The organism is Actinomadura sp. SCN-SB (assembly GCF_043906805.1).
GTDB lineage: Bacteria > Actinomycetota > Actinomycetes > Streptosporangiales > Streptosporangiaceae > Spirillospora.
This window is the reverse complement of the sequence record NZ_JBIMPP010000048.1, coordinates 29,667-50,761: the sequence shown is the minus strand read 5'-3', so window position 1 is coordinate 50,761 and position 21,095 is coordinate 29,667. Positions and strand designations below refer to the sequence as shown.

Here is a 21,095-nt window from a genome sequence, read left to right as displayed (position 1 = left end):
ATGGACACCTATCTGGTGAGCGTCCTGAACGGACTGTCGATGGGGTCGCTGCTGTTCGCGATCGCCCTCGGCCTGTCGCTGGTGTTCGGGATGATGGACGTGCTCAACCTCGCCCACGGCGCGGTCTACCTGGCGGGCGCGTACGTCGCCGTCGCGCTCGCCGGGGACGGGACCGGCCTGATGGCCTTCGTCCTGGCCGTGCTGGCGGCCGCCGTGGTCGGGGCGCTGCTCGGCGGCGCCCTGGCCGGGCTGACCCGCACCACCAGGCAGCACCTCGACCAGGCGTTGCTGACCCTCGGCGTGGCCCTGGTGGTGGCCGAACTGCTGTCGCTGGCCTTCGGCAACGACGTGCGCTCCATCGCCGCGCCCGCGCCCGTGGACGACGGCGTGAAGATCTTCGGCGCGACCTACCCCGTCTACCGGCTGCTGGTGATCGGGTTCGGGATCGTGCTGGCCGTCGCGGTCTACCTGCTGATCGAACGCAGCGCGCTCGGCTCGGTCATCCGCGCCACGGTCAGCGACCGCGCGATGGTGTCGGCGCTGGGCATCAACACCGGCCGCGTCCTGGTCGGGGTGTTCGCCGCCGGTGCCGCGCTGGCCGCGGCCGGCGGCGTGCTGGCCGGTCCGATCCTCGGTGCCCAGCCGGGACTGGACGAGAAGGTGCTGCTGCTCGCGCTCGTCGTGGTGGTGATCGGGGGCCTGGGCTCGGTACGCGGTGCCCTGCTCGGCGCCGTCCTGATCGGGCAGGTGCAGGCGCTGGGCACCACGCTGCTGCCCGAGTTCGCCTCGTTCCTGATCTTCGCGGCGATGGCCGTGGTGCTCCTGCTGCGCCCCGCCGGCCTGCTGCCGGCCCGATCGGCGGTGCACGCATGAAGGCGGTCGACGCTCCGGCCGGACCGGACACCGCACGCATGACCGCGAACGGCCCGGACGAGCCCGCCGGCATCCGGCCGCACCGCGCGCGGATACCGGTCGCCCTCGCGGTCCTGGCCGTACTGGCCGCCGCCCCGCTCGTGCTCGGCCCCTTCCCGATCACGACGATGACCCGGATCCTGGCGTTCGCCGTCCTCGTCCTCAGCGTGGACCTGCTGACCGGCGTCACCGGACTGCCCACGCTGGGCCAGGCCGCCTACTTCGGCGTCGGCGCGTACACGGCCGTCCTGGTGGGCCTGCACATCACCTCCGACGCGCTGGTCCAGGTCATCGCCGGGCTGGCGATGGGACTGGCCGCCGCCGGATTGACCGGATGGGTGGCCGTCCGCGCCCGCGGCATCGTCTTCCTGATGCTCACGCTCGCGATCGGCGAGTCGGTGCACCAGCTCGCCGACACCTGGTCGGCGGTCGGCGGCAGCAACGGGCTGAGCGGGATGCCGCCCATCACCCTCTTCGGAGGCTCCCCGCTGCTGGCGCCGGGGCTCGTCTACTGGTGGGTCCTGGTGGTCGCGGTCGCCGTGTTCGCGGGCGTCGCGCTGGTCGCCAGGTCTCCGTACGGCCGCACGCTGCGTGGCGTGCGCGACAACGAGTCCCGGATGCGCGCGCTGGGCTACCGGCCCGCGCTCGCCCGCTACAGCGTGTTCTGCCTGGCGGGCGCCGTCGCGGGGGCCGGCGGCGCGCTGTGGGCCGCGCAGGCCAGGTTCGTCTCGCCCGGTGACATGGGGTTCGACGTGGCGGCGCTCGCCCTGCTCAGCGTGGTCATCGGCGGCGCGGGCAGCCTGTGGGGCCCGTGTCTGGGGGCCGCGCTGGTCCTGCTCGTCCGCGACAACCTCTCCGGCTACATCGGGGGACACGGACCTCTGGTGCTCGGCCTGATGTTCGTGATCGTCGTCTTCGTGCTGCCCCGCGGTGTCGCCGGTCTCACCGGCCTCCAGAGGGCGCGCGGAAAGGGAGCCCGATGACCGCCGTACTGGAACTGCGGGGACTGACCCGCTCCTACGGTTCGCTCACGGCCGTGGACCGGGTGGATCTGACGGTGCGGGCGGGCGAACGCCACGCGCTCATCGGCCCCAACGGAGCGGGCAAGTCGACGCTGTTCGCCACGGTGGCCGGGACTCTCCGGGCCACGTCGGGCAGCGTGCTGTTCGCCGGTGAGGACGTCACGTCCCTGTCCGAGTCCGACAGGGCGCGGCGCGGCCTGTTGCGTACCTTCCAGCACTCCAGCCTGTTCCTGGACTGCTCCGTCCAGGACAACGTGGCCCTCGCGGTCCAGCGCGTGCATGGCGTCGCACACCGCTTCCACCGCGCGGCGCGGCGCTTCAAGCGCACCGAGGCCGAGGCGCGCCGCCAGTTGGAAACGGTCGGGCTGGCCGGACGCGCGCACCACAAGGTCGCCGCCCTGTCGCACGGCGAGCGGCGGCAACTCGAAGTGGCGATGGTGCTCGCCGCCCAGCCCTCCCTGGTCATGTTCGACGAGCCCACCGCGGGCATGTCCGCCGCCGAGACGGAGCGGTTCGTGGACCTGCTGCAGCGGCTCCCCCGGGACCTCACCATCCTGATCGTCGAACACGACCTGGACGTGGTGTTCCGCCTGGCCGACCGCGTCACCGTCCTGCACCTGGGCAAGGTGCTCGCCACCGGCACACCCGAACGGATCCGCGCGGACGAGGACGTCCGGCGGGCCTACCTCGGCGCGGCGAGGACCGACGATCTCTTCACCGATTCCGGAGCGTCGCGATGACGGACCTGCTCACCGTACGCGGACTGAGCGCGGGCTATGACGGCACCACCGTGCTCGACGGCGTCGACTTCACGGTGCCCGCCGGGGGAGTGGTGGCGCTGCTCGGCCGCAACGGCGTCGGCAAGACCACCTTCGTCCACACGATCATGGGCATGATCAAGCCGTACGCGGGCAGCATCCTCATCGGCGACCGTGAGCTCGCCGGAGCACCCGCCCACGTCGTCGCGCGCAACGGCGTCGCCATCGTCCCTCAGGGACGCCGCGTGTTCGCGCCGCTCACGGTGGAGGAGAACCTCCGCATCGCCGCGGGCAGGAAACCAGGCCGGTGGACGCCTGAGCGAATCTACGACCTGATGCCCCGCCTGGCCGAGCGCCGAACCAACCGGGGCGACCAACTGTCCGGAGGCGAACAGCAGATGCTGGCGATCGGCCGCGCGCTCCTGCGCGATCCGCGCCTGCTCCTGCTGGACGAGCCCTCGGACGGACTGGCACCGGCGATCATCGACCAGGTCGCCGAACTCCTGGAAGGGCTGCGCGGCGAAGGCATCGCCGCGGTCCTGGTGGAGCAGGACCTGCACCTGGCCTTCCGCCTCGCCGACGACGTGGCGGTGATGCAGAAGGGACGCATCGTCCATCGAGGCCCCCTCACCGACTTCCGAGCCGACCGCGACCGAGCCCACAAACTCCTCGGCGTAGGCTGACCAAGAGGAGCAGCTCTTCCGGCACACCCCCCATCACCAGAACAGCGTGCCCGCCCCTTCACCCGACGAGAACGGCTGTTCGGCGAGTTCGCCCTACCGCACGACCGGCCGCGCACGGTCGGCAGTGGGTGGGGGCCGAGGCGGAGGTGGCGGATAGCCGGGTGTGGCTGGTGAGCCAGGTCTTGCTGGGATGCTGCCGTGCAGGTGACCCCCCTATGTAAGAATCCTATCTATGGGGGATGTGAGGGTGACGCTCGCCGTTGCCACCGTGCTGCGCGTCTTCCTCGATGACATCGCGCGGCCGCGCTACGGCTATGAGCTGATGCGGCTGACAGGATTCCCGAGTGGGAAGCTCTACCCCCTGCTGGCTCGGCTGGAACGCGCCGGCTGGCTCACCAAGGAGATGGAAGACGTGGAGCCGGCGGCGGTCGGCCGACCCGCTCGCCGCATGTACCGGCTCAGTGAGGAAGGGACCCAGGCGGCCCGCTATGAGCTGGCCAGACTTACCGAGCAGCTACGACCCGCCGTGGCGGGCACCCCGCGCCTGCGGCCTGAAGGCGGGCGGGCGTGACCGCGGTCTGGACGGCGCTTCGGCGCCTTCCTGCTCCAGGTCGGGCCGATGCGGGCCGCCGGGTTCGCGGAGTACGCGCTGGTGGTGTTCGGCGCCTTCCTGGTGATCGGCGGAGTGTTCCTTCGCGGCGGGATCGCCGGGCTCACGCATCGTGGGCTGGACCGGCTCCGCGCCAGGCTCGTCCCGCCGGAACCGCCGCGCCGGACCTCCACCGCCGAGGTGACCATCGACCCGATCGCAGGCAAGGCGCTGGAAGTGTCCGGTGTGGTCAAGGAGTTCGGCGGGGTCAGGGCCGTGTCCGAGGTGTCGCTGACGGCGGCTCCCGGCAAGGTCACCGGGCTGATCGGCGGAAACGGGTCGGGCAAGACCACGCTGCTGAACATCGTCTCCGGTTTCTACCGGGCCGACCACGGCACGGTCGCGCTGGACGGCCGTCCGATCGGCGACCGGGCCCCGCACCTGGTCGCCCGGCAGGGGGTGGCCCGGACCTTCCAGACACCGATGATCCCCCGCTCGCTCACCACACTCGACGTGCTGGCCACCGCCCGCTACGCGAGCCACTACACGGGCATCCTGTCCGCCGTCCTGCGGCTTCCGCGCTACCGGCGGCAGCGCGCCCTGGACCGCGAGAAGGCGCTGAACGTCCTCCGCGTACTCGGCATCGAGCATCTGGGCCGCGTCCCCGCGGAGTCGCTGCCGCTGGGCAGCCGCCGCATGGTCGAGGTGGCGCGGGCGCTGGTCGCCGAACCGGCCGTGCTGCTGCTGGACGAGCCCGCGTCCGGGCTGGACGAGGGCGAGGTCGCCGACCTCGGCCGGCTGGTCCGCCGCGTCGCCGACCTCGGCACGACCGTGCTGCTGGTCGAGCACAACTTCGCGCTGATCTGCGGGGTGTCCGACGTCGTGCACGTCCTGGAGTCCGGCCGGCTGATCGCCTCCGGCGCCCCCGCCGAGATCCAGCGGCACCCGGACGTGGTCCGCAGCTACCTGGGCGAAGAGGCCATCGAGATGGAGGGCAGGCATGCCTGAGATCGTCCTGGAACTGGACGGCATCACCGCCGGCTACGGGGACATCCGGGTCCTGCGGGACGTCTCCCTGTCGGTGGCGGCCGGCTCCTGCACACTGCTCCTCGGCCGCAACGGTGCCGGGAAGTCGACCACGCTGCTCACCGCGTCCGGCGTGCTACGTCCCTCGTCCGGGTCGGTACGGCTTCGCGGCGACGACCTGACCGGGATGCCCGCGCACCGGCGCGTCCGGGCCGGGCTGGCGTTCGCGCAGGAGAACAAGCGCATCTTCAAACGCCGGACCGTCGAACAGAACCTCCTGCTCGGCGGCTACACACTGGACAGGTCCCAGCGCAAGCAGGCGTTGGAGGTGGCCTACGCACGCTTCCCGATCCTGGCCGACAAGAGACGCAACGCCGCGGGCACCCTCAACGGGGGACAGCAACAGATGCTCGCGATCGCCCAAGCCCTCGTACCGTCCCCCTCAGTCCTCATGCTGGACGAGCCATCGGCCGGCCTCGCCCCGTCCATCGTCAAGGACGTCTTCGCCACGGTCGAGCGCCTCAAAGCCGAAGGCATCGGCGTGCTGCTGGTCGAGCAACTGGTCGACAAGGCGATGCCGGTAGCAGACCACGTCGTCCTCCTAGAGCACGGCCAAGTCAAACTCTCCACACCCGCATCCGAACTCGGCGACCTCTCACAACTAAGAAGCCGCTACATGGGCACCACCCCGCAACCCACCCCCTAACCGCCAGGAGGAAAGCCACGCCCACAACAGCATGGCCAACCCTCCCGCCATCCAGATGAGCCGGGTCGCCACAGGTGCGTCCACCAACCTGCCCTGCATCAAGGCCACGCTCTCGCTATGCACGGACAGCGGCTTCATCCCCGACCCGGCTCACCGGGCGCCCTCCCATGCGCCCGCGTCCGCGAAGGCCATGACCGGTCGTCGTGGTCCGCATCAGCGTCCTGGAGTTGCCGTTCGAGCCTGGGATCGGGGCGTTCGCCGTCTGCCGATGCCTGGTCCCACATGAGGGTCAACCCGAACCTCACCGTGATCGCAGAGGATCATGTGAGTCGTCTGTGAGTTCCGTCCAGCCCGGTGCGGAGTCGCGCCAGGTCGGCGTACCGGTAGGAGAAAAGGGCGGACCAGTCCGCTCAGGGTTGCGTGACCTCCGTGAGCCAGGCTTCACCTCGATTTCACGACGTCCCTACCGGAGGGAGTGCCGATGATCGAGGTCCGAAACCTGTCCAAACGCTACGGTTCCACCGTCGCGGTCGACGATCTGAGTTTCACCGTGCCGCCAGGGGTGGTCACGGGCTTTCTCGGGCCGAACGGTGCCGGCAAGACCACGACCATGCGGCTGATCACCGGCTTGGACGCGCCTACCCGGGGAACGGCGCTGATCGGCGGCCGCCGGTACCGCGAGCTCGCGGCACCCATGCGCGAGGTCGGCGCGCTGCTGGACGCCGGTGCCGTGCACGGCGGCCGAACCGCACGCGATCACCTGTTGTGCCTGGCACGGAGCAACGGCATCGGAACCGCGCGGGTTCACGAGGCATTACTGCTGGTCGGGCTGGAGTCCGTTGCGCGGCGGCGGGTACGCACATTCTCGCTCGGCATGCGGCAGCGGCTCGGGATCGCCGCCGCGTTGCTCGGTGACCCGGGCGTCCTGATCTTCGACGAGCCCATCAACGGCCTGGACCCGGAGGGCGTCCGCTGGATGCGCGAGCTCATGCGCCGCCTGGCCGCCGAGGGCCGCACCGTGCTGGTGTCCAGCCATCTGATCAGCGAGATGGCCCTCACCGCCGATCATTTGATCGTCATCGGCCGCGGTCGGCTGATCGCGGACTCACCCGTCGAGACATTCCTGCGTGACCAGGAAGGCGGGATGGTGCTGGTCCGCACGCCGGACACGGACTCCTTCGTCGGCGTCCTGGAAAGCGCCGGCGCGACCGTGCGCCGAGCCGCCGGAGGGTTGCTCCAGGTGTCCGGGATGGATGCCCTAGGGATAGGAACGCTCGCCGCGGCGAGTGGTGTGGTGCTCTCGGAGCTGACACCCAAGCGGGCCTCGCTCGAAGACGCCTTCATAAGGCTGACCGACGGTGGGGTCGAATACGTCGCGGGAGAGGCGGCGGCGCGATGACTCCCGTCCGATTCCACCATGTTCTGCGATCAGAGTGGACGAAGCTCCGCAGCCTGCGCTCCACCGTCTGCACGCTGTTGGCCGCCGGGGTGCTCGCGATCGGCCTGAGCGTGTTGTTCGCGAATGGCGCGGGAAGGCGACTCGACGCACAGGGCGGGTTCGATCCCACGGCCGTGAGCCTCCAGAGCTTCATCCTGGTCCAGTTGGCGATCTCGGTGCTGGGCGTCCTGGTCGTCACCTCCGAGTACGGCACAGGGATGATCCGGACCAGCCTGACGGCGGTGCCGCGCCGGGGCCGCTTGCTCGCGGCCAAGGCGCTGGTGTTCGGTGCGGTCGCGTTGGTCTGCGGCCAGGTCGTGGCGTTCACATCGTTCCTGGTAGGGCAGGCCATCCTGAACCGGACCGGGCTGCGGGACGCCGCGCTCGGCGAGCCCGGGGTGCTGCGCGCGGTGATCGGTTGCGGGCTCTACCTGGCGATGATCGGACTGCTGGGCGTCGCGGTGGGGGTGCTGACCCGGACCACCGCGGGCGCGATCATGATCATGGTGGCGGCCACTCTGCTCGTCCCGCTGTTCACACCCGCTCTGCCCGAGTCATGGGCCAAACCGGTGGGCACGTTCGGTCCGTTCGGCGCGGGCACCCAGGTCATGTCCGTGGTGCCGGAACCGGGCCTGCTCACGCCGTGGACCGGATTCGGCGTGTTGTGCCTGTGGGTCCTCGGCGTCTTGGGCGTTGCCGCCCTGGTCTTCGAGTGCCGGGACGCATGATGGCGAAGCGAGATCTGACGGCCTCGGAACGGCGAGGGGCCACGAACCCGCCGTCCGCTGCCGACCAGAATGCACGTGCCGCACTTGAGGGAACGGCCGCCGCTCTTGCAGCGGTCGCCATCATGGCGGCGCTGTCCGCGATCGCGCTGAGTCACTTCGGTATCGGCGAGGATGCGTCAGTTCCGGCCGTGGCGGCGGCGATGGTGACCTTGGCCGTCGGCGGATCGGTGAGCCTCGACGCCGGGGCGTCCGGCATGGGCCGCGCCTTGGGCAGCGGGGTGCAAGGGACCTTGGAACTCATGCCGCTCGGCATCTCGCTGGCAGGCGCGGTCGTTTTCGTCATCGCCTTCAGCCTTCCACTCCGGCGGCAAGGACCTGGGCCTGGACGACTGACGGTTCGGGCGGCCGCGGCCGTGGGCGCCTTCACGGTCGCGATCACGGTACTGGCCATGCTCGGCCGAGGTCCGCTGCGCCTCGCGGAGCTCGGCCCGTGGTCGGCGGCCCCGGGTGGTGGACTGCGTGGAGGTCGGCTGCGAGACCATCTCGGCGGCGGAGGCGGTGGTGGACTGCGTGACCGCCTGGGCGGTCATGGACTGCGTGACGGCCTGGGAGGAGGTGGTCTGCGCGGCGGCCTCGGCGGTGACGGCGGCCAAGGATCCGGCGAACTGCTGAGGGGATCGGCCGCTGTCCAGTTTCACGCCGACGTCTCCTCGGCCTTGGCCAACGGCCTGGTCTGGGCGGCCGTGGTTCTCGCACTCGGCTGGCTGGTCTGGCGGCGGGCACCGCTGCCGTCCGGCTGGGGCTGGGCGCACCGGATCAGGCCCGCCCTCTCGGCGACCGCCACGGTCCTGGTCACGCTCATGTCAATCGGCACCGCCGCCGGTCTGGTGCTCAGCGTGTTCGGTGAGAACGGCTCCCTGGCGGGCGGCCTGCTGCTCGGCGCGGCGACCGGGGTACTCGTGACGCTGGCGCTCGGGATCGGGGTTCCGTGGTCGGCGTCGGCCGGCGGCGCGGCGGCGGAACTGCTGCCCGCGGATCGGATCCCGGATGGCACGCTGAGCCTCGCCTCGCTGCCGACCGGACGACCATTGTGGATATTGCCTGTGGGGTTCGCCATGGTGACGCTGCTGGTCTGCGGTGTGCTGGCCGCCGCACGCGGACCGTCCGCCCCCACTGGAGGCCGCCTGTCACACGCTGTGGCCGCGGGCGGCCGGCTCGGCGTCATCGTGGCCATTGCCATGGCGGTCCTGACGATCCTGGCGGCCGGGTCGATGGAGGTGGGCGTCTCACTGCTCGGCACCGAACTGCTGGGCACCGAGGTGAGCCTGCACGCCAACAGCGCTCTGGCCGCCGCCTCCGGCCTGGCCGGTGGTGCCGTGTCGGGCTTCGCCGGGTCTCTGCTGTGGGAACTGTTCGGATCCACGCGAGCCGCCCGGGCGTTGAAGGAATGAGAGGCGGTGATCGCCCATGGAAGGCGAGAAGGCGACCGGCGATGCCCACCGGCTGCTGGTCGTGGACGACGAGCCGACCCTCCGAGAACTGCTGTCGGCCACGCTGCGCTTCGTCGGGTTCAGGGTGGCCTCGGCGGCGACCGGGGAGGAGGCCGTCGCCGCGGCCGCGTCCGAGCCGCCCGACCTGGTGTTGCTGGACGTGATGCTGCCCGGCATCGACGGCTTCGAGGTCGTCCGGCGGCTCCGGCGGCTGCCACCGGCGACCGGCGGACGCACCGGGCAAGTGCCGGTGCTGTTCCTCACCGCTCGTACCGAGTCGGCCGACAAGATCACCGGCCTGACGCTCGGCGGCGACGACTACGTGACCAAGCCGTTCGACCTGCCCGAGCTGATCGCCCGGATACGGGCGATCATCCGCCGCACGGGCGGCGAGCCGGCGGATGGCACGCTGACCGTCGGGGACCTCAGCCTCGACCCGGACGGCCACCAGGTCACCCGCGCGGGAGTGCCGGTCCGGCTCTCCCCAACGGAGTTCAGGCTCCTGCACTACCTGATGCGCAACGCCGGAACGGTGGTGCCCAAGCCGAAGATCCTGGACGACGTCTGGCATTACGACTTCGGCGGTGATCCGAGCATCGTGGACACCTATATCAGCTATCTGCGCCGCAAGGTGGACACGCTCGAGCCCAAGCTCATCCACACCGTCCACGGCCTCGGTTACGTCCTACGCCGGCCGCAGCCGTGACCCGGATGTCACTGCGGACGCGGCTGCTGCTGCTCACCACCGGACTGATGGCGGCCGGGCTGGTCGCCGGCAACACCGTGGTCATCGGTGCCCTGCAGGACTACCTGGTCGGCAGGATCGACGACCAGCTCCACCCGGTCGCCGACATCTTCTCGCGGGCGCCCCGCCCCGGGCCTGCCGAGCCCGGGCCGCGCCCGAACCCCGCACTGCGCAACGCCGGCATGGACTTCCTCGGCAACCCCTACGTCGCCGAACTGTCTTCGGAGGGCGACGTCGAGCGAGAGTTGCTCCCCTCAGGACGGCCCGCCCGGTCCCTGCCCGCGACGCCCGTCCTGGACCGCGCGGCGGTCGCGTCCCGTGACGGCCGCCCGTTCAACATCCGCGCCCGCGACGGCGGCACCCGATGGCGGGCGATCGTCCTGCCCCGGCGCACGCCGCGCGGGGGCAGTGTGCTGGTGGCCATCCCGCAAACCATGGCGGACGACACCATCGACCGCCTGCGAATGATCTCTCTGACCACCGGCGTGGCGTTGCTGGCAGTACTGGCCTTGGCGGGCATCGTCACGGTCCGGGTCGGCCTGCGCCCGCTCCGGCGGATCGAGGACACCGCGGCCGCCATCGCCGCAGGCGACCTCTCACGCCGGATCCCCGATCTCGCCTCGTCCAGGACCGAGGTCGGTCGGCTCGCGGCCGCGCTGAACGGCATGCTCGCCCAACTCGACGCCGCGTTCGCCGCACGAGCGGAGTCCCAGGCGAAGCTGCGGCGCTTCGTCGCCGACGTCAGCCACGAACTACGCACGCCGCTGTTCGGCATCAAAGGCTTCACCGAGCTCTATCGCATGGGCGGCCTGCCCGAACGTGCCGACATCGACCGGACGATGACGCGCATCGAGGCCGAGTCCACCCGCCTGGCACGGCTGACCGAGGACCTTCTGTTGCTGGCCCAGTTCGGCGAAGCCGCCGACGACGGAGATCATGACCGGTTGCAGCTCGAACCCACGGACCTGCGCACACTGGCCTCGGACGCCCGCCATGAGCTGCGCGCACTCGATCCCTCCCGCACAGTGGACCTCACCGGTCCCGACGGCGGGCCCGTGGACACCGCCCAGATGCTCGGCGACGAGGCCCGGCTACGCCAAGTCGTGGCCAATCTGGCCGGCAACGTCATCGCGCACACCCCGTCCGGCACCGCGGTGCGGATCGGAGTCGGCACCCAGGACGGGCACGCCATCCTTGAGATCGAGGATTCCGGACCGGGCCTCACCCAGGAGCAGGCCGACCGTGTCTTCGATCGCTTCTACCGGGCGGATCGCTCTCGGCGCGGCGGGGCTGGACTGGGTCTCGCGATCGTCGAGTCGATCGTGACCGCTCACGGCGGGCACGTCGAGCTGCGTACGGCACCCGGAGAAGGAGCGACCTTCCGGATCGTGTTCCCCGTCCTCACGGCGGAGGCAGCTCGCCAGCGGGCTCCATGATCGAAAGGACCGCCGCAGGCCACGGCCTGAGCCACGCCGCCGCCACATGAGCGCATTCCATCGCACAAACTGGGAACGCGGACACGCAGCTCAGCCTGCACCATGAAGCAGTGGTCGTGGTGAGATCGGCGATGAGGCCCGATGGCCTCGGCCTCAGGTAGACACCAAGGCATCCGAGGGAGCGAGGCCAGCCGCGCGGATCGCCGGGTACAGGTCCACGATCACACCGATCACCACCGTGGCGCCGACGCCGCCGTCGAGGACCCACAGCGGCACGGTCGTGGGCCACTGCCGTGCGAGCAGCGCTGTGTTGCCGATCCTGTGGGTCCGACCACCGGATGGACTGTGGCTGCACAATTCCGTGGTGGCTCCGGTTCCCGCTACGTGCTAGATGTTCCGTATCGGTCTTGTACGGCGTCGGGAGCCGCATATGTCCATTGACGATTTCGAGCGCTATCCGCTGTTGTTCGGGCCCAGCCCGATCCATCCACTGGATCGGCTCACCGACCATCTCGGTGGTGCACGCGTCTGGGCGAAGCGGGAGGACTGCAACAGCGGCCTGGCCTTCGGCGGCAACAAGACCCGCAAGCTGGAGTACCTGGTTCCCGACGCGCTGGCACAAGGCGCGGACACTCTGGTCAGCATCGGCGGGGTGCAGTCCAACCACACCCGGCAGGTGGCGGCGGTCGCCGCCAAGGCCGGGTTGAAGGCCGTCCTGGTGCAGGAGAGCTGGGTGGAGTGGCCTGACGCCGTCAACGACAAGGTCGGCAACATTCTGCTGTCGCGCGTCATGGGTGCCGACGTGCGGCTGGTGCGGGCGGAATTCGGTATCGGGTTCAAGGACAGCTGGCACCAGGCGCTGGAGGACGTGCGGGCGGCCGGAGGAACCCCGTACGCGATCCCCGCCGGGGCGTCCGATCACCGGCTGGGCGGTCTCGGCTTCGCCAACTGGGCGTACGAGGTGCGGGAGCAGGAACGCGAGCTGGGGGTCTTCTTCGACACGATCGTGGTGTGCAGCGTGACCGGTAGCACGCAGGCGGGCATGATCGCCGGTTTCTCGGGCCAGGACCGTCCCCGCCGCGTGCTGGGCATCGACGCCTCGGCCACGCTCGCCGAGACCCGCGCCCAGGTGGAGAAGATCGCCCGCAACACCGCCGAGCTGATCGGCCTGGGGCGGGACCTGCGGGACGAGGAGATCACTGTCCTGGAGGGCTGGGCCGGCGACCGCTACGGCATCCCCGTCCAGTCCACGGTGGACGCGATCCGGCTCACCGGCCGTTTCGAAGGCGTGATCCTCGACCCGGTATACGAGGGCAAGTCCATGGCCGGGCTCATCGACCTCGTCCGCCGCGGCGACATTCCCAAGAACTCCAACGTCCTTTTCGCCCATCTCGGAGGCCAGCCCGCGCTCAACGCCTACAGCGGCGTCTTCTGACCGGACATCGGGGAGTGGGCAGCCCGCAGCCCTATCGGTGCGGTTGGCGGTCGACTTCCCAACCCGGCTGAATGTGCACTGACGGAAACGCCAAGGCGAAGCCGGACTTTGCCCGTCGCCGCATCGTCGAGATGGCAGCCTGACGTTATAGCTGACTGCGGGAGCACACTCTCTTTGCCACGCCAGGCCAGATGGGCCGCCACGGTGACAGATGACTTCGGCACGAGCGAGGGCCCTGGGCGGCAGTCCGCCCTTGGATGAAGTTGAGGCTGGTGAACCGGATGGGACTTGATCAGGAGCGCCTAGCGCAGATCGCCGCGCTTGTAGCGGAGTGCAGACCATTGCTCGAGACAGGCATGGGTCGTGTGCAGGAGCTGCTGGTCGCGCGTGGGGTGGGCGTCATGGATTCGATCATGGCCACGCGACAGTTGCTGGGGTCGGGCCCCGGCACCTTGGGCGAGGCCAAGGAGATCGTGTTGTCGCATCCATCCCGCAGCCAGGAACGGCAGCAACATCAGGTGCTGGTGGACGAGTTACTCGCGGGGGTGAAGCGGTTGGAGAACAGCGGCTGAGGGCGTGGGTGCCGAGAATCGCGTCACCAGGCTTGAGCTGGGGTGGAAGGATGCAGGTCTGGTTGTTCGGGTGCGGGCCAGACTGCTCGAACGACATCGTCGCCCGCGCCGCACCGGGCCCGGAGCCTGCGACCACCGGACTCCGACATCATCACCACGGCTGCGGTAACCGACATGACGACGGCGAGAATACGGCGGCGGAGGCCGGCGGTCGGCATGACCGCCATCAGCCGATCCGTGGCGCCGCAGGGCAAACACCACGACAGCGTTATGGAACCACACAAGTCCGCGACGGCCCGTGGAGCACTGTACTGCCGGTATGCTCCCGGTTCCATCCCTGGTTGCACCAGAACGAAAAGGCCCAAGCCGCCGTTCATGGGCTGACCTGGGGTTAGATGGTGGGCGATACTGGGATTGAACCAGTGGCCTCTACCGTGTCAAGGTAGCGCTCTCCCACTGAGCTAATCGCCCTGGGTGGATGAGGTGGAGACGGGATTTGAACCCGTGTACACGGCTTTGCAGGCCGTTGCCTCGCCTCTCGGCCACTCCACCGAGCGAGGCCCTCGGCTTCGCCTGGTGTCAAGGCCCCCTCAGAGCGGACGACGGGATTCGAACCCGCGACCCTCACCTTGGCAAGGTGATGCTCTACCAACTGAGCCACGTCCGCGTGCCTTCGGGGGTCGCCCCCCTCGGCTGTTGGGTCAACTCTAGCGGAAGGATGGCGTGGATGCGTACTCGTCGGGGGTGCCGGACAGGGCGGCCTCGGCGTGCAGGGAGTTCCAGAAGGCCAGTTCCTCGTCCTCTTCGAGGTGGGCGATGCGGCCCCAGAACTCGCGGTCTTCGGCTTGGTGGGCGGCGGCCAGGGAGAGGGCGGGCATCACGGTGGTGCCGGCGTCGGCGGCGTCGAGGTCGGCGGGTGTGAGGTCGGCGGGGAGCTGGACGGGGGTGCGGTGGTGCTTGCCGCGCTTGCGGACGCGGATGGGGGAGTGGGTGGGCGCCATGGAGGCGGCGGCGCGTCCCACGGCGAGGGCGACGGTGCCGCAGAGGACGATGGCCAGGGCGCCGGAGAGCAGGATCTCCTGGGAGGGTGCGTCGGGGAGTGAGGTCCCGGGCGAGCCGTGGGTGGTCTCGGCGATCTTGGCATTGGAGGCGGGGCCGGTGAGGGCCTCGACCTTGGGGGCGGGGGCGGCGTGCTTGGGGACGTACTTGTCGACCTTGACCTTGCCGGGGTAGCCGAAGCCGACGACGGTGTCCATGTCGCGCTTCTTGCGCATGAGCTTGTAGCCGTCGGCGTTGGCCTCGATGGTGTGCAGGGTCTTGCCGTCGACCTTCTCGACGAGCCCGACGTGGTCGATCCGGTCGATGTCGCGGGAGCCGCTCCAGTCGTAGAAGACGAGGGCGCCGGGGACGGGCTTGGTGCCCCACGCGTCGTGCTTCTTGAACCATTTGGCGTGCTGGACGGTGGCGGCGAACTGCCCGGCCTGGTCGGCGACCCCGGCCTTCTCGGCGGCCCAGGCGAGGAACATGTCGCACCAGGGCGCGGTCTTGAAGTACGGGTTGTGGTCGGAGTCCATCTTCTTGGCCCACCAGTCGCCGAACTTGGTGTAGCCGTCGCTCTTCTCGGTGTAGCCGAGGTTGTCCTTGGCGATGTCGAGCAGCTTCTTGCCGACGGGGTCCATGACGCCTCCCTCCGTGGTGCGGGCGGCGCCCGACCCGGCCGGATGCCCTCTTGTATCAAGGTCACGTTCCGGTATCGAAGGAATGTAGCGAGGATAAAGATGGGTCGGCAACCCGTTCCGTGAATTCCGTCAATGAGGACTATTCAGGAGTAGTCACGCGGGAGGACGGTGACCGGGCAGGGGGTGGCACGCGGCACTTTCATGGCTACTTCACCCAGGAAGGCCCGGTGCGCGGAGGCGTCCTCGCTGCTGGCGCTGACCAGGATCTCCCCGTCGAGCCAGGCGGTGCGCTCGACGGCGTCGGCGATGTCGTCGCCTTGGGCCGGCGTGGTCTCGGCCTCCACCGTGCCGTCCCTGGCGAGGCGGGCGGCGAGGGCCAGGTCGTCGCGCAGCCCTTCGGCGGCGTCGGCGGCGCGGGTGACGGCCTCGTCACACTGGGGGCGGCGCGCGTACGCGACGGTGATCCGGCTCGGCCCCTCGGGCGGGACGTGGCGGGACGGGATCGCCGGTCAGGAAGGCGATCCCGCGGCCCAGGGCGAGGGCCTCCCGGGCGCCCTGGGCACCGGTGTGACCGGCCAGGACATGCTCTCCGATCATGTACCGATCGTTCCTCGTGGCGGACCGCGCAACGTCCGCTTTGGCATTGTTCGGGTACATTCTGGACGGCCTGAGCGATTCAACTGGGGGGAGAAGCGCATTGGACACCGCGGTGCCGGGCCTGGTCCCCGGTCGCTGGACGATCGACACGGCGCACTCGGAGATCACCTTCACGATCCGGCATCTGATGACCACGGTCCGCGGCTCGTTCACCGAGTTCGAGGGCGAGCTGCACATCGCTGACGACCCGCTGGAGTCCTCGGCCCGTGCCGAGATCGCGATGGCCTCGATCGACACGCGCAACGAGGAGCGGGACGCGCACGTGCGGTCGCCGGAGATCCTGGACGTGGAGCGCTTTCCGGCGATGACCTTCGTGGGGAGGCATGTGGAACGTGCCACGATCGGCCGGAGGGCGCGCACCCCCCGGTACCACCTGGACGGCGACCTCACGATCTGGAACGTGACCCGGCCGGTGCGGCTTCTGGTGGAGTTCCACGGCGTGGACGGCGATCCCGCGCTCGGCACCCGCGCGGGCTTCACCGCGACGACCTCGCTGAGCCGCGCGGACTTCGGGATCGAGTTCAACATCCCGATGCAGGGCGACAAGCTGCTGCTGGGCGACACGATCGCGATCCAGCTGGAGATCCAGGCGGTGCTGGACGAGCCCACCGGCGCCCTCGGCCGCCCCGCCGCCGACCGGTCCGCCGGCGACGACTCCTGACCGCGAGGCTCAGGGCGCCGGTCGCGGGCGTGACCGGCGGATCAGCGCCAGCAGGTCCCGGGCGGGTCCGCTGGGACGGCGGCCCGCGGGCCACACGGCGCGCAGCGGACGGCTCAGGTCGAGGCCGTCGACGGGAACCGTGACCAGCCGCCCGCCGGAAAGCTCCCCGGCGACCGCGAGTTCGCTCACGACCGCCGGACCCGTGCCCGACACCGCCGCCGCCTTGAGCTCTGCGGTGGACGCCGGCTCGACCAACGGCCGCGCCGTCCCTCCGAAAGAGGCGAGAGCCCGATCGAGCACCGCACGCGTCCCGTCCGCGCGCAAGATAAGGGAGACCGCGGCCAGGTCCTCGGCGCTCACTCCGCTGCGCCGCGCCCAGGGGTGCACGGAGGCGACCACCACGACCAGCCGGTCCGAGCCCACGACCGTGCCGCTGAGCCCGGCGAGATTGCGGGCGCCCTCCACGAACCCCAGATCCGCCTTGCCGAGCCGCACCTGCTCCGCCACGGTCGTGGAACCGGCGGTGCGCAGCGTGATGGACGCATCGGGACACGTCTTGTCCAAAGCGACCAGCCATCCGGGCAGCAGATGCTCGGCCACGGTAGGGCTGGCCATGATGCGCAGCCCGCGTCTTTGGGGCAGGGCCGCGAGTCCCGCGTCCATCTCATGGGCCGCGTCCAGAACGCGCTGAGCCCACGTGGCCACCAGCGCACCGGCCTCGGTGGGACGGGAACCGCGCGGCGACCGTTCGAGCAGCTCCACGCCCATCTGCCGTTCCATCGAGCGGATCCGGGCGCTGGCGGCGGGCTGGCTGACGCCGAGCTCGGCCGCCGCCCGGCCGACGCTGCCCAGCCGTATCACGGCGAGCAGCAACTCCAGGGCGCCCAGGTCGGGCACGCGGTGCGGGACGGCCACCGCTCCATCCTAAGCAGCACCCATAAGCCCGTCTTATGTCTCGCCGGTTCCAAGGACCTGCCCCGACTACGCGCCCGTGCGGCCGTCGATGAGCTCCCGCGCGGCGTCCAGGTGGCCCAGGTGCCGCGCGTACTCCTGGAGCAGGTGGAACAGGATCCAGATCAGCGAGGTCGGGCGGCCGTCGGGGAAGCGGGGGCCGGGCGGCGCGACGCCGTCCAGCGGGGCGCCGGCGACGATCTCCCTGGACCGCTCGCAGGTCGCCAGGAACTCGGCCCGGATGTCGTCGAAGCCTTCGCCCTCGGGCACATGCCAGGGGTCGTCCCGGGTCCGCTCTCCGGGGCCGCGATCGCCCCACGGCCGCTCCACCGGCTCCCCGGCGAATCCCCACTGGAGCCAGCGGATCTCCACGTAGGTCAGGTGCTTGAACAGCTCCAGCGGCGTCCAGCCGGACGGCAGGGTCGCGGTGCGGAGCTGCTCGTCCGAGAGGCCGTCGAGTTTGCGCAGCAGGGCCTTCCGGTAGTAGTCGAGATAGCCGTTCAGCAGGTCACGCGGGTCGGTGAGGTGGCCCGGAGGCTCGGCGGCCGGGGTCGCGTCGGTCATGGCGCAGGAGCCTATCCGCCAGGAATAGACGACCATGTCTCCCGGTTCCTGTAGTCTAGTTGAAACTTCTACTATTTGGGGGTCCGGCGTGCAGTTCGGAGTCTTCACCGTCGGCGACGTGACCACCGACCCGACGAACGGCCGCACGCCGACCGAGGCGGAGCGGATCAAGGCGATGGTGACCATCGCGCTCAAGGCCGAGGAGGTCGGCCTGGACGTCTTCGCCACCGGCGAGCACCACAACCCGCCGTTCGTGCCGTCGTCCCCGACCACCATGCTCGGCTACGTCGCCGCCCGCACCGAGCGGCTGATCCTGTCCACGGCGACCACGCTGATCACCACCAACGACCCGGTCAAGATCGCCGAGGACTACGCGATGCTCCAGCACCTGGCCGACGGCCGGGTCGACCTGATGATGGGACGCGGCAACACCGGGCCGGTCTACCCCTGGTTCGGCAAGGACATCCGCGACGGCATCCCGCTGGCCATCGAGAACTACCACCTGCTGCACCGGCTGTGGCGGGAGGACGTGGTCGACTGGGAGGGCAGGTACCGCACGCCGCTGCAAGCCTTCACCTCCACCCCGCGCCCGCTGGACGGCGTCCCGCCGTTCGTGTGGCACGGCTCGATCCGCAGCCCGCAGATCGCCGAGCAGGCCGCCTACTACGGCGACGGCTTCTTCGCCAACAACATCTTCTGGCCCAAGGAGCACTTCCAGCGGCTGATCGAGCTGTACCGGCGGCGGTTCGAGCACTACGGGCACGGCCAGGCCGACCAGGCGTACGTGGGCCTGGGCGGGCAGGTGTTCATGCGGAAGAACTCCCAGGACGCGGTCAGGGAGTTCCGGCCCTACTTCGACAACGCCCCGGTCTACGGCCACGGACCCTCCCTTGAGGAGTTCACCGCGGAGACGCCGCTGACCGTGGGCAGCCCGCAGCAGGTGATCGACCGGACGCTGTCCTTCCGCGAGTCGTTCGGCGACTACCAGCGGCAGCTGTTCCTGATGGACCACGCCGGGCTTCCGCTCAAGACCGTCCTGGAACAGCTCGACATCCTGGGCGAGGAGGTCGTGCCGGTGCTGCGCCGCGAGTTCGAGGCGCTGCGTCCCGCGCACGTTCCGGCCCATGCGCCCACCCACGCCGAGCTGGCCGCCCGCGCCGAGATGGCGGGCAAGGCGGCGGGGAAGGCGGAGGACACCGAAGACAGGGAAGACAGGGAAGACAGGGAGACCGTGCGATGACCGACCGCACGACCCGCGGGCGGACCCTGGCCGTCGTCTCGGCCGGGCTCGGCACCCCGTCGTCGACACGGCTGCTGGCCGACCGGCTCGCCGCCGCCACCGTGGCGGCGCTGCCGGAGAAGCCCGAGGTCGTGACCGTCGAGCTGCGCGACCACGCGCACGACCTGGCGGACACCCTGGTCACCGGGTTCCCGCCCGCCGCGCTGCGGGCCGTCGTCGACGCGGTGACGGGGGCGGACGGGCTGATCGCGGTCACCCCGATCTTCAACGCCTCCTACAGCGGGCTGTTCAAGACGTTCTTCGACGTGCTGGACAAGGGCGCGCTGGAGGGCCGTCCGGTCCTGATCGGCGCGACCGGCGGCACCGCCAGGCATTCGCTGGCGCTGGACGTCGCGGTCCGGCCGATGTTCGCCTACCTGCGCGCGCCGGTCGTCCCGACGGCCGTGTACGCGGCCTCGGAGGACTGGGCGGGCTCGGAAGGGGCGGGTTCCGGCGCTCTCAGCGAGCGGATCGAGGCGGCGGGCGCGGAGCTGGCGGCGGCGATGGCCGGGCGGGCGCCCGTGGTCCGCGCGGACCCGTACGCCGACGTGACGCCGTTCGAGGAACTGCTGAACGGCCGCGCGTGAGCCCAGGACATCCCTCGGGTGGAATGGGGCCCATGGACGAACGATCGCCGGAGATCGCCGACGTGCTCGCCAGGGTCGGCCCGCGGCTGCGCGAGCTGCGGACCAGGCGCGGGGTCACCCTGGCCGACCTCTCCGAGAGCACCGGCATCTCCAAGAGCACGCTGTCCCGCCTGGAGTCGGGGCGCCGGCGCGCCACGCTGGAGCTGCTGCTGCCGATCGCGCGGGCGCACCGCGTACCGCTGGACGAACTGGTCGGCGCGCCCGAGACCGGCGATCCGCGGGTGCGGATCCCGCCGCGCGTGCTGCCCGGCCGGACCGTGATCCCGCTGACCCGGCAGCCCGGCGGCCTCCAGGCGTTCAAGATGGTGATCGAGCCGAGCCACGGTACGCCCGACCCGCAGACGCACGAGGGCTACGAGTGGATGTACGTGCTGGCGGGGCGGCTCCGGCTGGTCCTGGCGGAGCACGACCTGGTGCTGAAGGCGGGCGAGGCGGCCGAGTTCGACACCCGTGTCCCGCACTGGTTCGGCGCCGCGGGGGACGAGCCCGTCGAGATCCTGAGCCTGTTCGGCCCCCAGGGCGAGCGCATGCACGTCCGAGCGAGGCCACGGCGCGCGGCCGAGCAGGACTGAGCCCGGGGGCGCGGCGATCAGGCGTTCGTGGCGTCGAGGTGCTCGGTCAGCTTGAGCAGCATGCCGCGCAGGTCGCGCAGCTCGTCCGTGCCGAGGCCCGATGCCTCCATGACGCGGGGCGGCACGGCGGCGGCCCTCTCCTTGAGCGCGGCGCCCTCGGCGGTGAGGTGCACCGATACCGAGCGCTCGTCCTCGCGGCCGCGCCGCCGCTCCACCAGGCCCGCCGACTCCAGCCGTTTGACCAGCGGTGACAGTGTGCCCGAGTCGAGGCGCAGGCGGGCGCCCAGGTCCTTGACGGTGAGCCCGTCCGACTCCCAGAGCGTGAGCATCACCAGGTACTGCGGATAGGTCAGGCCCAGGTCGCGCAGCAGCGACCGGTACAGGGCGTCGAAGGCCCGCGAGGTCGCGTGCAGCGCGAAGCACACCTGGTTGTCCAGCCTCAGCATCTCCTCCGCCGGGAGAGCCGGGAGGCCGGGTGCGCGGGCGTTCATGCCAGCGAGTCTACGACCTCCGGGCGGTTACCTGGGCGTCCATTCAATTGCCCG

General features: G+C 70.6%; 24 protein-coding genes and 3 tRNA genes. 18 read left to right on the top strand and 9 right to left on the bottom strand.

The features are described from left to right. From ACGWYJ_RS26735 to ACGWYJ_RS26670, 14 genes are all read left to right on the top strand, one after another. Complete coding sequence (locus tag ACGWYJ_RS26735; protein WP_395109074.1) at positions 1–873, top strand: branched-chain amino acid ABC transporter permease; 873 nt, start codon at positions 1–3, stop codon at positions 871–873. Continuing rightward, on the top strand, positions 870–1,895 hold the full coding sequence (locus ACGWYJ_RS26730; protein WP_395109073.1) for a branched-chain amino acid ABC transporter permease: 1,026 nt from the start codon (positions 870–872) through the stop codon (positions 1,893–1,895). The genes ACGWYJ_RS26735 and ACGWYJ_RS26730 overlap by 4 nt, the downstream gene beginning before the upstream one ends. Next, positions 1,892–2,674 carry an ABC transporter ATP-binding protein gene (locus ACGWYJ_RS26725; RefSeq protein ID WP_395109072.1) on the top strand — a complete coding sequence of 261 codons (783 nt, stop codon included), beginning with the start codon at positions 1,892–1,894 and terminating at the stop codon, positions 2,672–2,674. Before ACGWYJ_RS26730 ends, ACGWYJ_RS26725 begins: the two co-directional genes overlap by 4 nt. Beyond that, positions 2,671–3,375 (top strand): ABC transporter ATP-binding protein, encoded by a 705-nt coding sequence (locus tag ACGWYJ_RS26720; RefSeq protein ID WP_395109071.1) that lies wholly within the window; start codon positions 2,671–2,673, stop codon positions 3,373–3,375. The genes ACGWYJ_RS26725 and ACGWYJ_RS26720 overlap by 4 nt, the downstream gene beginning before the upstream one ends. 232 nt (positions 3,376–3,607) lie before the next feature. Next, positions 3,608–3,946, top strand: a complete 339-nt coding sequence (locus ACGWYJ_RS26715) for a PadR family transcriptional regulator (RefSeq protein WP_395109070.1) — start codon at positions 3,608–3,610, stop codon at positions 3,944–3,946. Between the two features lie 48 nt (positions 3,947–3,994). Next, the gene (locus ACGWYJ_RS26710; protein WP_395109069.1) at positions 3,995–4,972 is read left to right on the top strand and encodes an ABC transporter ATP-binding protein; all 978 of its coding nucleotides are present in this window, start codon (positions 3,995–3,997) and stop codon (positions 4,970–4,972) included. Then, positions 4,965–5,696 carry an ABC transporter ATP-binding protein gene (locus ACGWYJ_RS26705; RefSeq protein WP_395109068.1) on the top strand — a complete coding sequence of 244 codons (732 nt, stop codon included), beginning with the start codon at positions 4,965–4,967 and terminating at the stop codon, positions 5,694–5,696. The genes ACGWYJ_RS26710 and ACGWYJ_RS26705 overlap by 8 nt, the downstream gene beginning before the upstream one ends. A gap of 481 nt (positions 5,697–6,177) precedes the next feature. Next, positions 6,178–7,095, top strand: coding sequence for an ABC transporter ATP-binding protein (locus ACGWYJ_RS26700; protein ID WP_395109067.1), 918 nt, complete (start codon positions 6,178–6,180; stop codon positions 7,093–7,095). Further along, on the top strand, positions 7,092–7,862 hold the full coding sequence (locus tag ACGWYJ_RS26695) for an ABC transporter permease (RefSeq protein WP_395109066.1): 771 nt from the start codon (positions 7,092–7,094) through the stop codon (positions 7,860–7,862). The genes ACGWYJ_RS26700 and ACGWYJ_RS26695 overlap by 4 nt, the downstream gene beginning before the upstream one ends. Further along, a complete protein-coding gene (locus ACGWYJ_RS26690) occupies positions 7,859–9,313 on the top strand; it encodes a streptophobe family protein (RefSeq protein WP_395109065.1) in 1,455 nt (484 codons plus the stop codon). The genes ACGWYJ_RS26695 and ACGWYJ_RS26690 overlap by 4 nt, the downstream gene beginning before the upstream one ends. A 16-nt stretch (positions 9,314–9,329) precedes the next feature. Continuing rightward, complete coding sequence (locus ACGWYJ_RS26685) at positions 9,330–10,058, top strand: response regulator transcription factor (protein WP_395109064.1); 729 nt, start codon at positions 9,330–9,332, stop codon at positions 10,056–10,058. A 5-nt stretch (positions 10,059–10,063) separates the two neighbouring features. Then, positions 10,064–11,533, top strand: coding sequence for a sensor histidine kinase (locus tag ACGWYJ_RS26680; RefSeq protein WP_395109063.1), 1,470 nt, complete (start codon positions 10,064–10,066; stop codon positions 11,531–11,533). 430 nt (positions 11,534–11,963) lie between these two features. Next, entirely contained in the window at positions 11,964–12,968 is a 1,005-nt protein-coding gene (locus ACGWYJ_RS26675) for a 1-aminocyclopropane-1-carboxylate deaminase (protein WP_395109062.1), read from the top strand. 257 nt (positions 12,969–13,225) lie between these two features. Continuing rightward, complete coding sequence (locus ACGWYJ_RS26670) at positions 13,226–13,540, top strand: hypothetical protein (RefSeq protein ID WP_395109061.1); 315 nt, start codon at positions 13,226–13,228, stop codon at positions 13,538–13,540. A 396-nt stretch (positions 13,541–13,936) separates the two neighbouring features. On the opposite strand, the gene ACGWYJ_RS26665 is transcribed toward ACGWYJ_RS26670, so the two are convergent. From ACGWYJ_RS26665 to ACGWYJ_RS26640, 6 genes are all read right to left on the bottom strand, one after another. Continuing rightward, positions 13,937–14,011: transfer RNA gene (locus ACGWYJ_RS26665), tRNA-Val, on the bottom strand. Positions 14,012–14,021: 10 nt separating this feature from the next. Next, positions 14,022–14,092, bottom strand: a tRNA-Cys gene (locus ACGWYJ_RS26660). A gap of 42 nt (positions 14,093–14,134) precedes the next feature. Continuing rightward, positions 14,135–14,207: transfer RNA gene (locus tag ACGWYJ_RS26655), tRNA-Gly, on the bottom strand. 40 nt (positions 14,208–14,247) lie between these two features. Further along, positions 14,248–15,219: a CHAP domain-containing protein gene (locus ACGWYJ_RS26650; protein WP_395109060.1), complete on the bottom strand. Its 972-nt coding sequence runs from the start codon at positions 15,217–15,219 to the stop codon at positions 14,248–14,250. Between the two features lie 143 nt (positions 15,220–15,362). Continuing rightward, entirely contained in the window at positions 15,363–15,599 is a 237-nt protein-coding gene (locus ACGWYJ_RS26645) for a universal stress protein (protein ID WP_395109088.1), read from the bottom strand. 49 nt (positions 15,600–15,648) lie between these two features. Continuing rightward, entirely contained in the window at positions 15,649–15,816 is a 168-nt protein-coding gene (locus tag ACGWYJ_RS26640; RefSeq protein WP_395109059.1) for a hypothetical protein, read from the bottom strand. 100 nt (positions 15,817–15,916) lie between these two features. Here ACGWYJ_RS26640 and ACGWYJ_RS26635 point away from each other — a divergent pair, with 100 nt between their 5' ends. After that, complete coding sequence (locus ACGWYJ_RS26635; RefSeq protein ID WP_395109058.1) at positions 15,917–16,537, top strand: YceI family protein; 621 nt, start codon at positions 15,917–15,919, stop codon at positions 16,535–16,537. Between the two features lie 9 nt (positions 16,538–16,546). Here the strand turns inward: ACGWYJ_RS26635 and ACGWYJ_RS26630 are convergent, their stop codons facing one another. Together ACGWYJ_RS26630 and ACGWYJ_RS26625 are read right to left on the bottom strand one after the other, a co-directional pair. Then, positions 16,547–17,452 (bottom strand): LysR family transcriptional regulator, encoded by a 906-nt coding sequence (locus ACGWYJ_RS26630; RefSeq protein WP_395109057.1) that lies wholly within the window; start codon positions 17,450–17,452, stop codon positions 16,547–16,549. Between the two features lie 66 nt (positions 17,453–17,518). Then, positions 17,519–18,052, bottom strand: coding sequence for a DinB family protein (locus tag ACGWYJ_RS26625; RefSeq protein WP_395109056.1), 534 nt, complete (start codon positions 18,050–18,052; stop codon positions 17,519–17,521). Positions 18,053–18,140: 88 nt separating this feature from the next. On the opposite strand from ACGWYJ_RS26625, the gene ACGWYJ_RS26620 reads away from it, so the two are divergent. The 3 genes from ACGWYJ_RS26620 to ACGWYJ_RS26610 are packed head-to-tail and all read left to right on the top strand — an operon-like array spanning position 18,141 to position 20,550. Next, complete coding sequence (locus tag ACGWYJ_RS26620) at positions 18,141–19,292, top strand: LLM class flavin-dependent oxidoreductase (protein WP_395109055.1); 1,152 nt, start codon at positions 18,141–18,143, stop codon at positions 19,290–19,292. Continuing rightward, positions 19,289–19,918, top strand: a complete 630-nt coding sequence (locus tag ACGWYJ_RS26615) for an FMN reductase (RefSeq protein WP_395109054.1) — start codon at positions 19,289–19,291, stop codon at positions 19,916–19,918. Before ACGWYJ_RS26620 ends, ACGWYJ_RS26615 begins: the two co-directional genes overlap by 4 nt. Before the next feature lie 32 nt (positions 19,919–19,950). Continuing rightward, complete coding sequence (locus tag ACGWYJ_RS26610; protein ID WP_395109053.1) at positions 19,951–20,550, top strand: helix-turn-helix domain-containing protein; 600 nt, start codon at positions 19,951–19,953, stop codon at positions 20,548–20,550. Between the two features lie 17 nt (positions 20,551–20,567). On the opposite strand, the gene ACGWYJ_RS26605 is transcribed toward ACGWYJ_RS26610, so the two are convergent. After that, positions 20,568–21,041: a MarR family winged helix-turn-helix transcriptional regulator gene (locus tag ACGWYJ_RS26605; RefSeq protein WP_395109052.1), complete on the bottom strand. Its 474-nt coding sequence runs from the start codon at positions 21,039–21,041 to the stop codon at positions 20,568–20,570. Positions 21,042–21,095: the final 54 nt, after the last annotated feature.

What these genes read in the sequence shown, in the direction of transcription:
- ACGWYJ_RS26735 (WP_395109074.1), top strand. Translation starts at nt 1, where the DNA reads ATGGACACCTATCTGGTGAGCGTCCTGAACGGACTGTCGATGGGGTCG.
- ACGWYJ_RS26730 (WP_395109073.1), top strand. Translation starts at nt 870, where the DNA reads ATGAAGGCGGTCGACGCTCCGGCCGGACCGGACACCGCACGCATGACC.
- ACGWYJ_RS26725 (WP_395109072.1), top strand. Translation starts at nt 1,892, where the DNA reads ATGACCGCCGTACTGGAACTGCGGGGACTGACCCGCTCCTACGGTTCG.
- ACGWYJ_RS26720 (WP_395109071.1), top strand. Translation starts at nt 2,671, where the DNA reads ATGACGGACCTGCTCACCGTACGCGGACTGAGCGCGGGCTATGACGGC.
- ACGWYJ_RS26715 (WP_395109070.1), top strand. Translation starts at nt 3,608, where the DNA reads ATGGGGGATGTGAGGGTGACGCTCGCCGTTGCCACCGTGCTGCGCGTC.
- ACGWYJ_RS26710 (WP_395109069.1), top strand. Translation starts at nt 3,995, where the DNA reads ATGCGGGCCGCCGGGTTCGCGGAGTACGCGCTGGTGGTGTTCGGCGCC.
- ACGWYJ_RS26705 (WP_395109068.1), top strand. Translation starts at nt 4,965, where the DNA reads ATGCCTGAGATCGTCCTGGAACTGGACGGCATCACCGCCGGCTACGGG.
- ACGWYJ_RS26700 (WP_395109067.1), top strand. Translation starts at nt 6,178, where the DNA reads ATGATCGAGGTCCGAAACCTGTCCAAACGCTACGGTTCCACCGTCGCG.
- ACGWYJ_RS26695 (WP_395109066.1), top strand. Translation starts at nt 7,092, where the DNA reads ATGACTCCCGTCCGATTCCACCATGTTCTGCGATCAGAGTGGACGAAG.
- ACGWYJ_RS26690 (WP_395109065.1), top strand. Translation starts at nt 7,859, where the DNA reads ATGATGGCGAAGCGAGATCTGACGGCCTCGGAACGGCGAGGGGCCACG.
- ACGWYJ_RS26685 (WP_395109064.1), top strand. Translation starts at nt 9,330, where the DNA reads ATGGAAGGCGAGAAGGCGACCGGCGATGCCCACCGGCTGCTGGTCGTG.
- ACGWYJ_RS26680 (WP_395109063.1), top strand. Translation starts at nt 10,064, where the DNA reads ATGTCACTGCGGACGCGGCTGCTGCTGCTCACCACCGGACTGATGGCG.
- ACGWYJ_RS26675 (WP_395109062.1), top strand. Translation starts at nt 11,964, where the DNA reads ATGTCCATTGACGATTTCGAGCGCTATCCGCTGTTGTTCGGGCCCAGC.
- ACGWYJ_RS26670 (WP_395109061.1), top strand. Translation starts at nt 13,226, where the DNA reads ATGAAGTTGAGGCTGGTGAACCGGATGGGACTTGATCAGGAGCGCCTA.
- ACGWYJ_RS26650 (WP_395109060.1), bottom strand. Translation starts at nt 15,219, where the DNA reads ATGGACCCCGTCGGCAAGAAGCTGCTCGACATCGCCAAGGACAACCTC.
- ACGWYJ_RS26640 (WP_395109059.1), bottom strand. Translation starts at nt 15,816, where the DNA reads ATGATCGGAGAGCATGTCCTGGCCGGTCACACCGGTGCCCAGGGCGCC.
- ACGWYJ_RS26625 (WP_395109056.1), bottom strand. Translation starts at nt 18,052, where the DNA reads ATGACCGACGCGACCCCGGCCGCCGAGCCTCCGGGCCACCTCACCGAC.
- ACGWYJ_RS26615 (WP_395109054.1), top strand. Translation starts at nt 19,289, where the DNA reads ATGACCGACCGCACGACCCGCGGGCGGACCCTGGCCGTCGTCTCGGCC.
- ACGWYJ_RS26610 (WP_395109053.1), top strand. Translation starts at nt 19,951, where the DNA reads ATGGACGAACGATCGCCGGAGATCGCCGACGTGCTCGCCAGGGTCGGC.
- ACGWYJ_RS26605 (WP_395109052.1), bottom strand. Translation starts at nt 21,041, where the DNA reads ATGAACGCCCGCGCACCCGGCCTCCCGGCTCTCCCGGCGGAGGAGATG.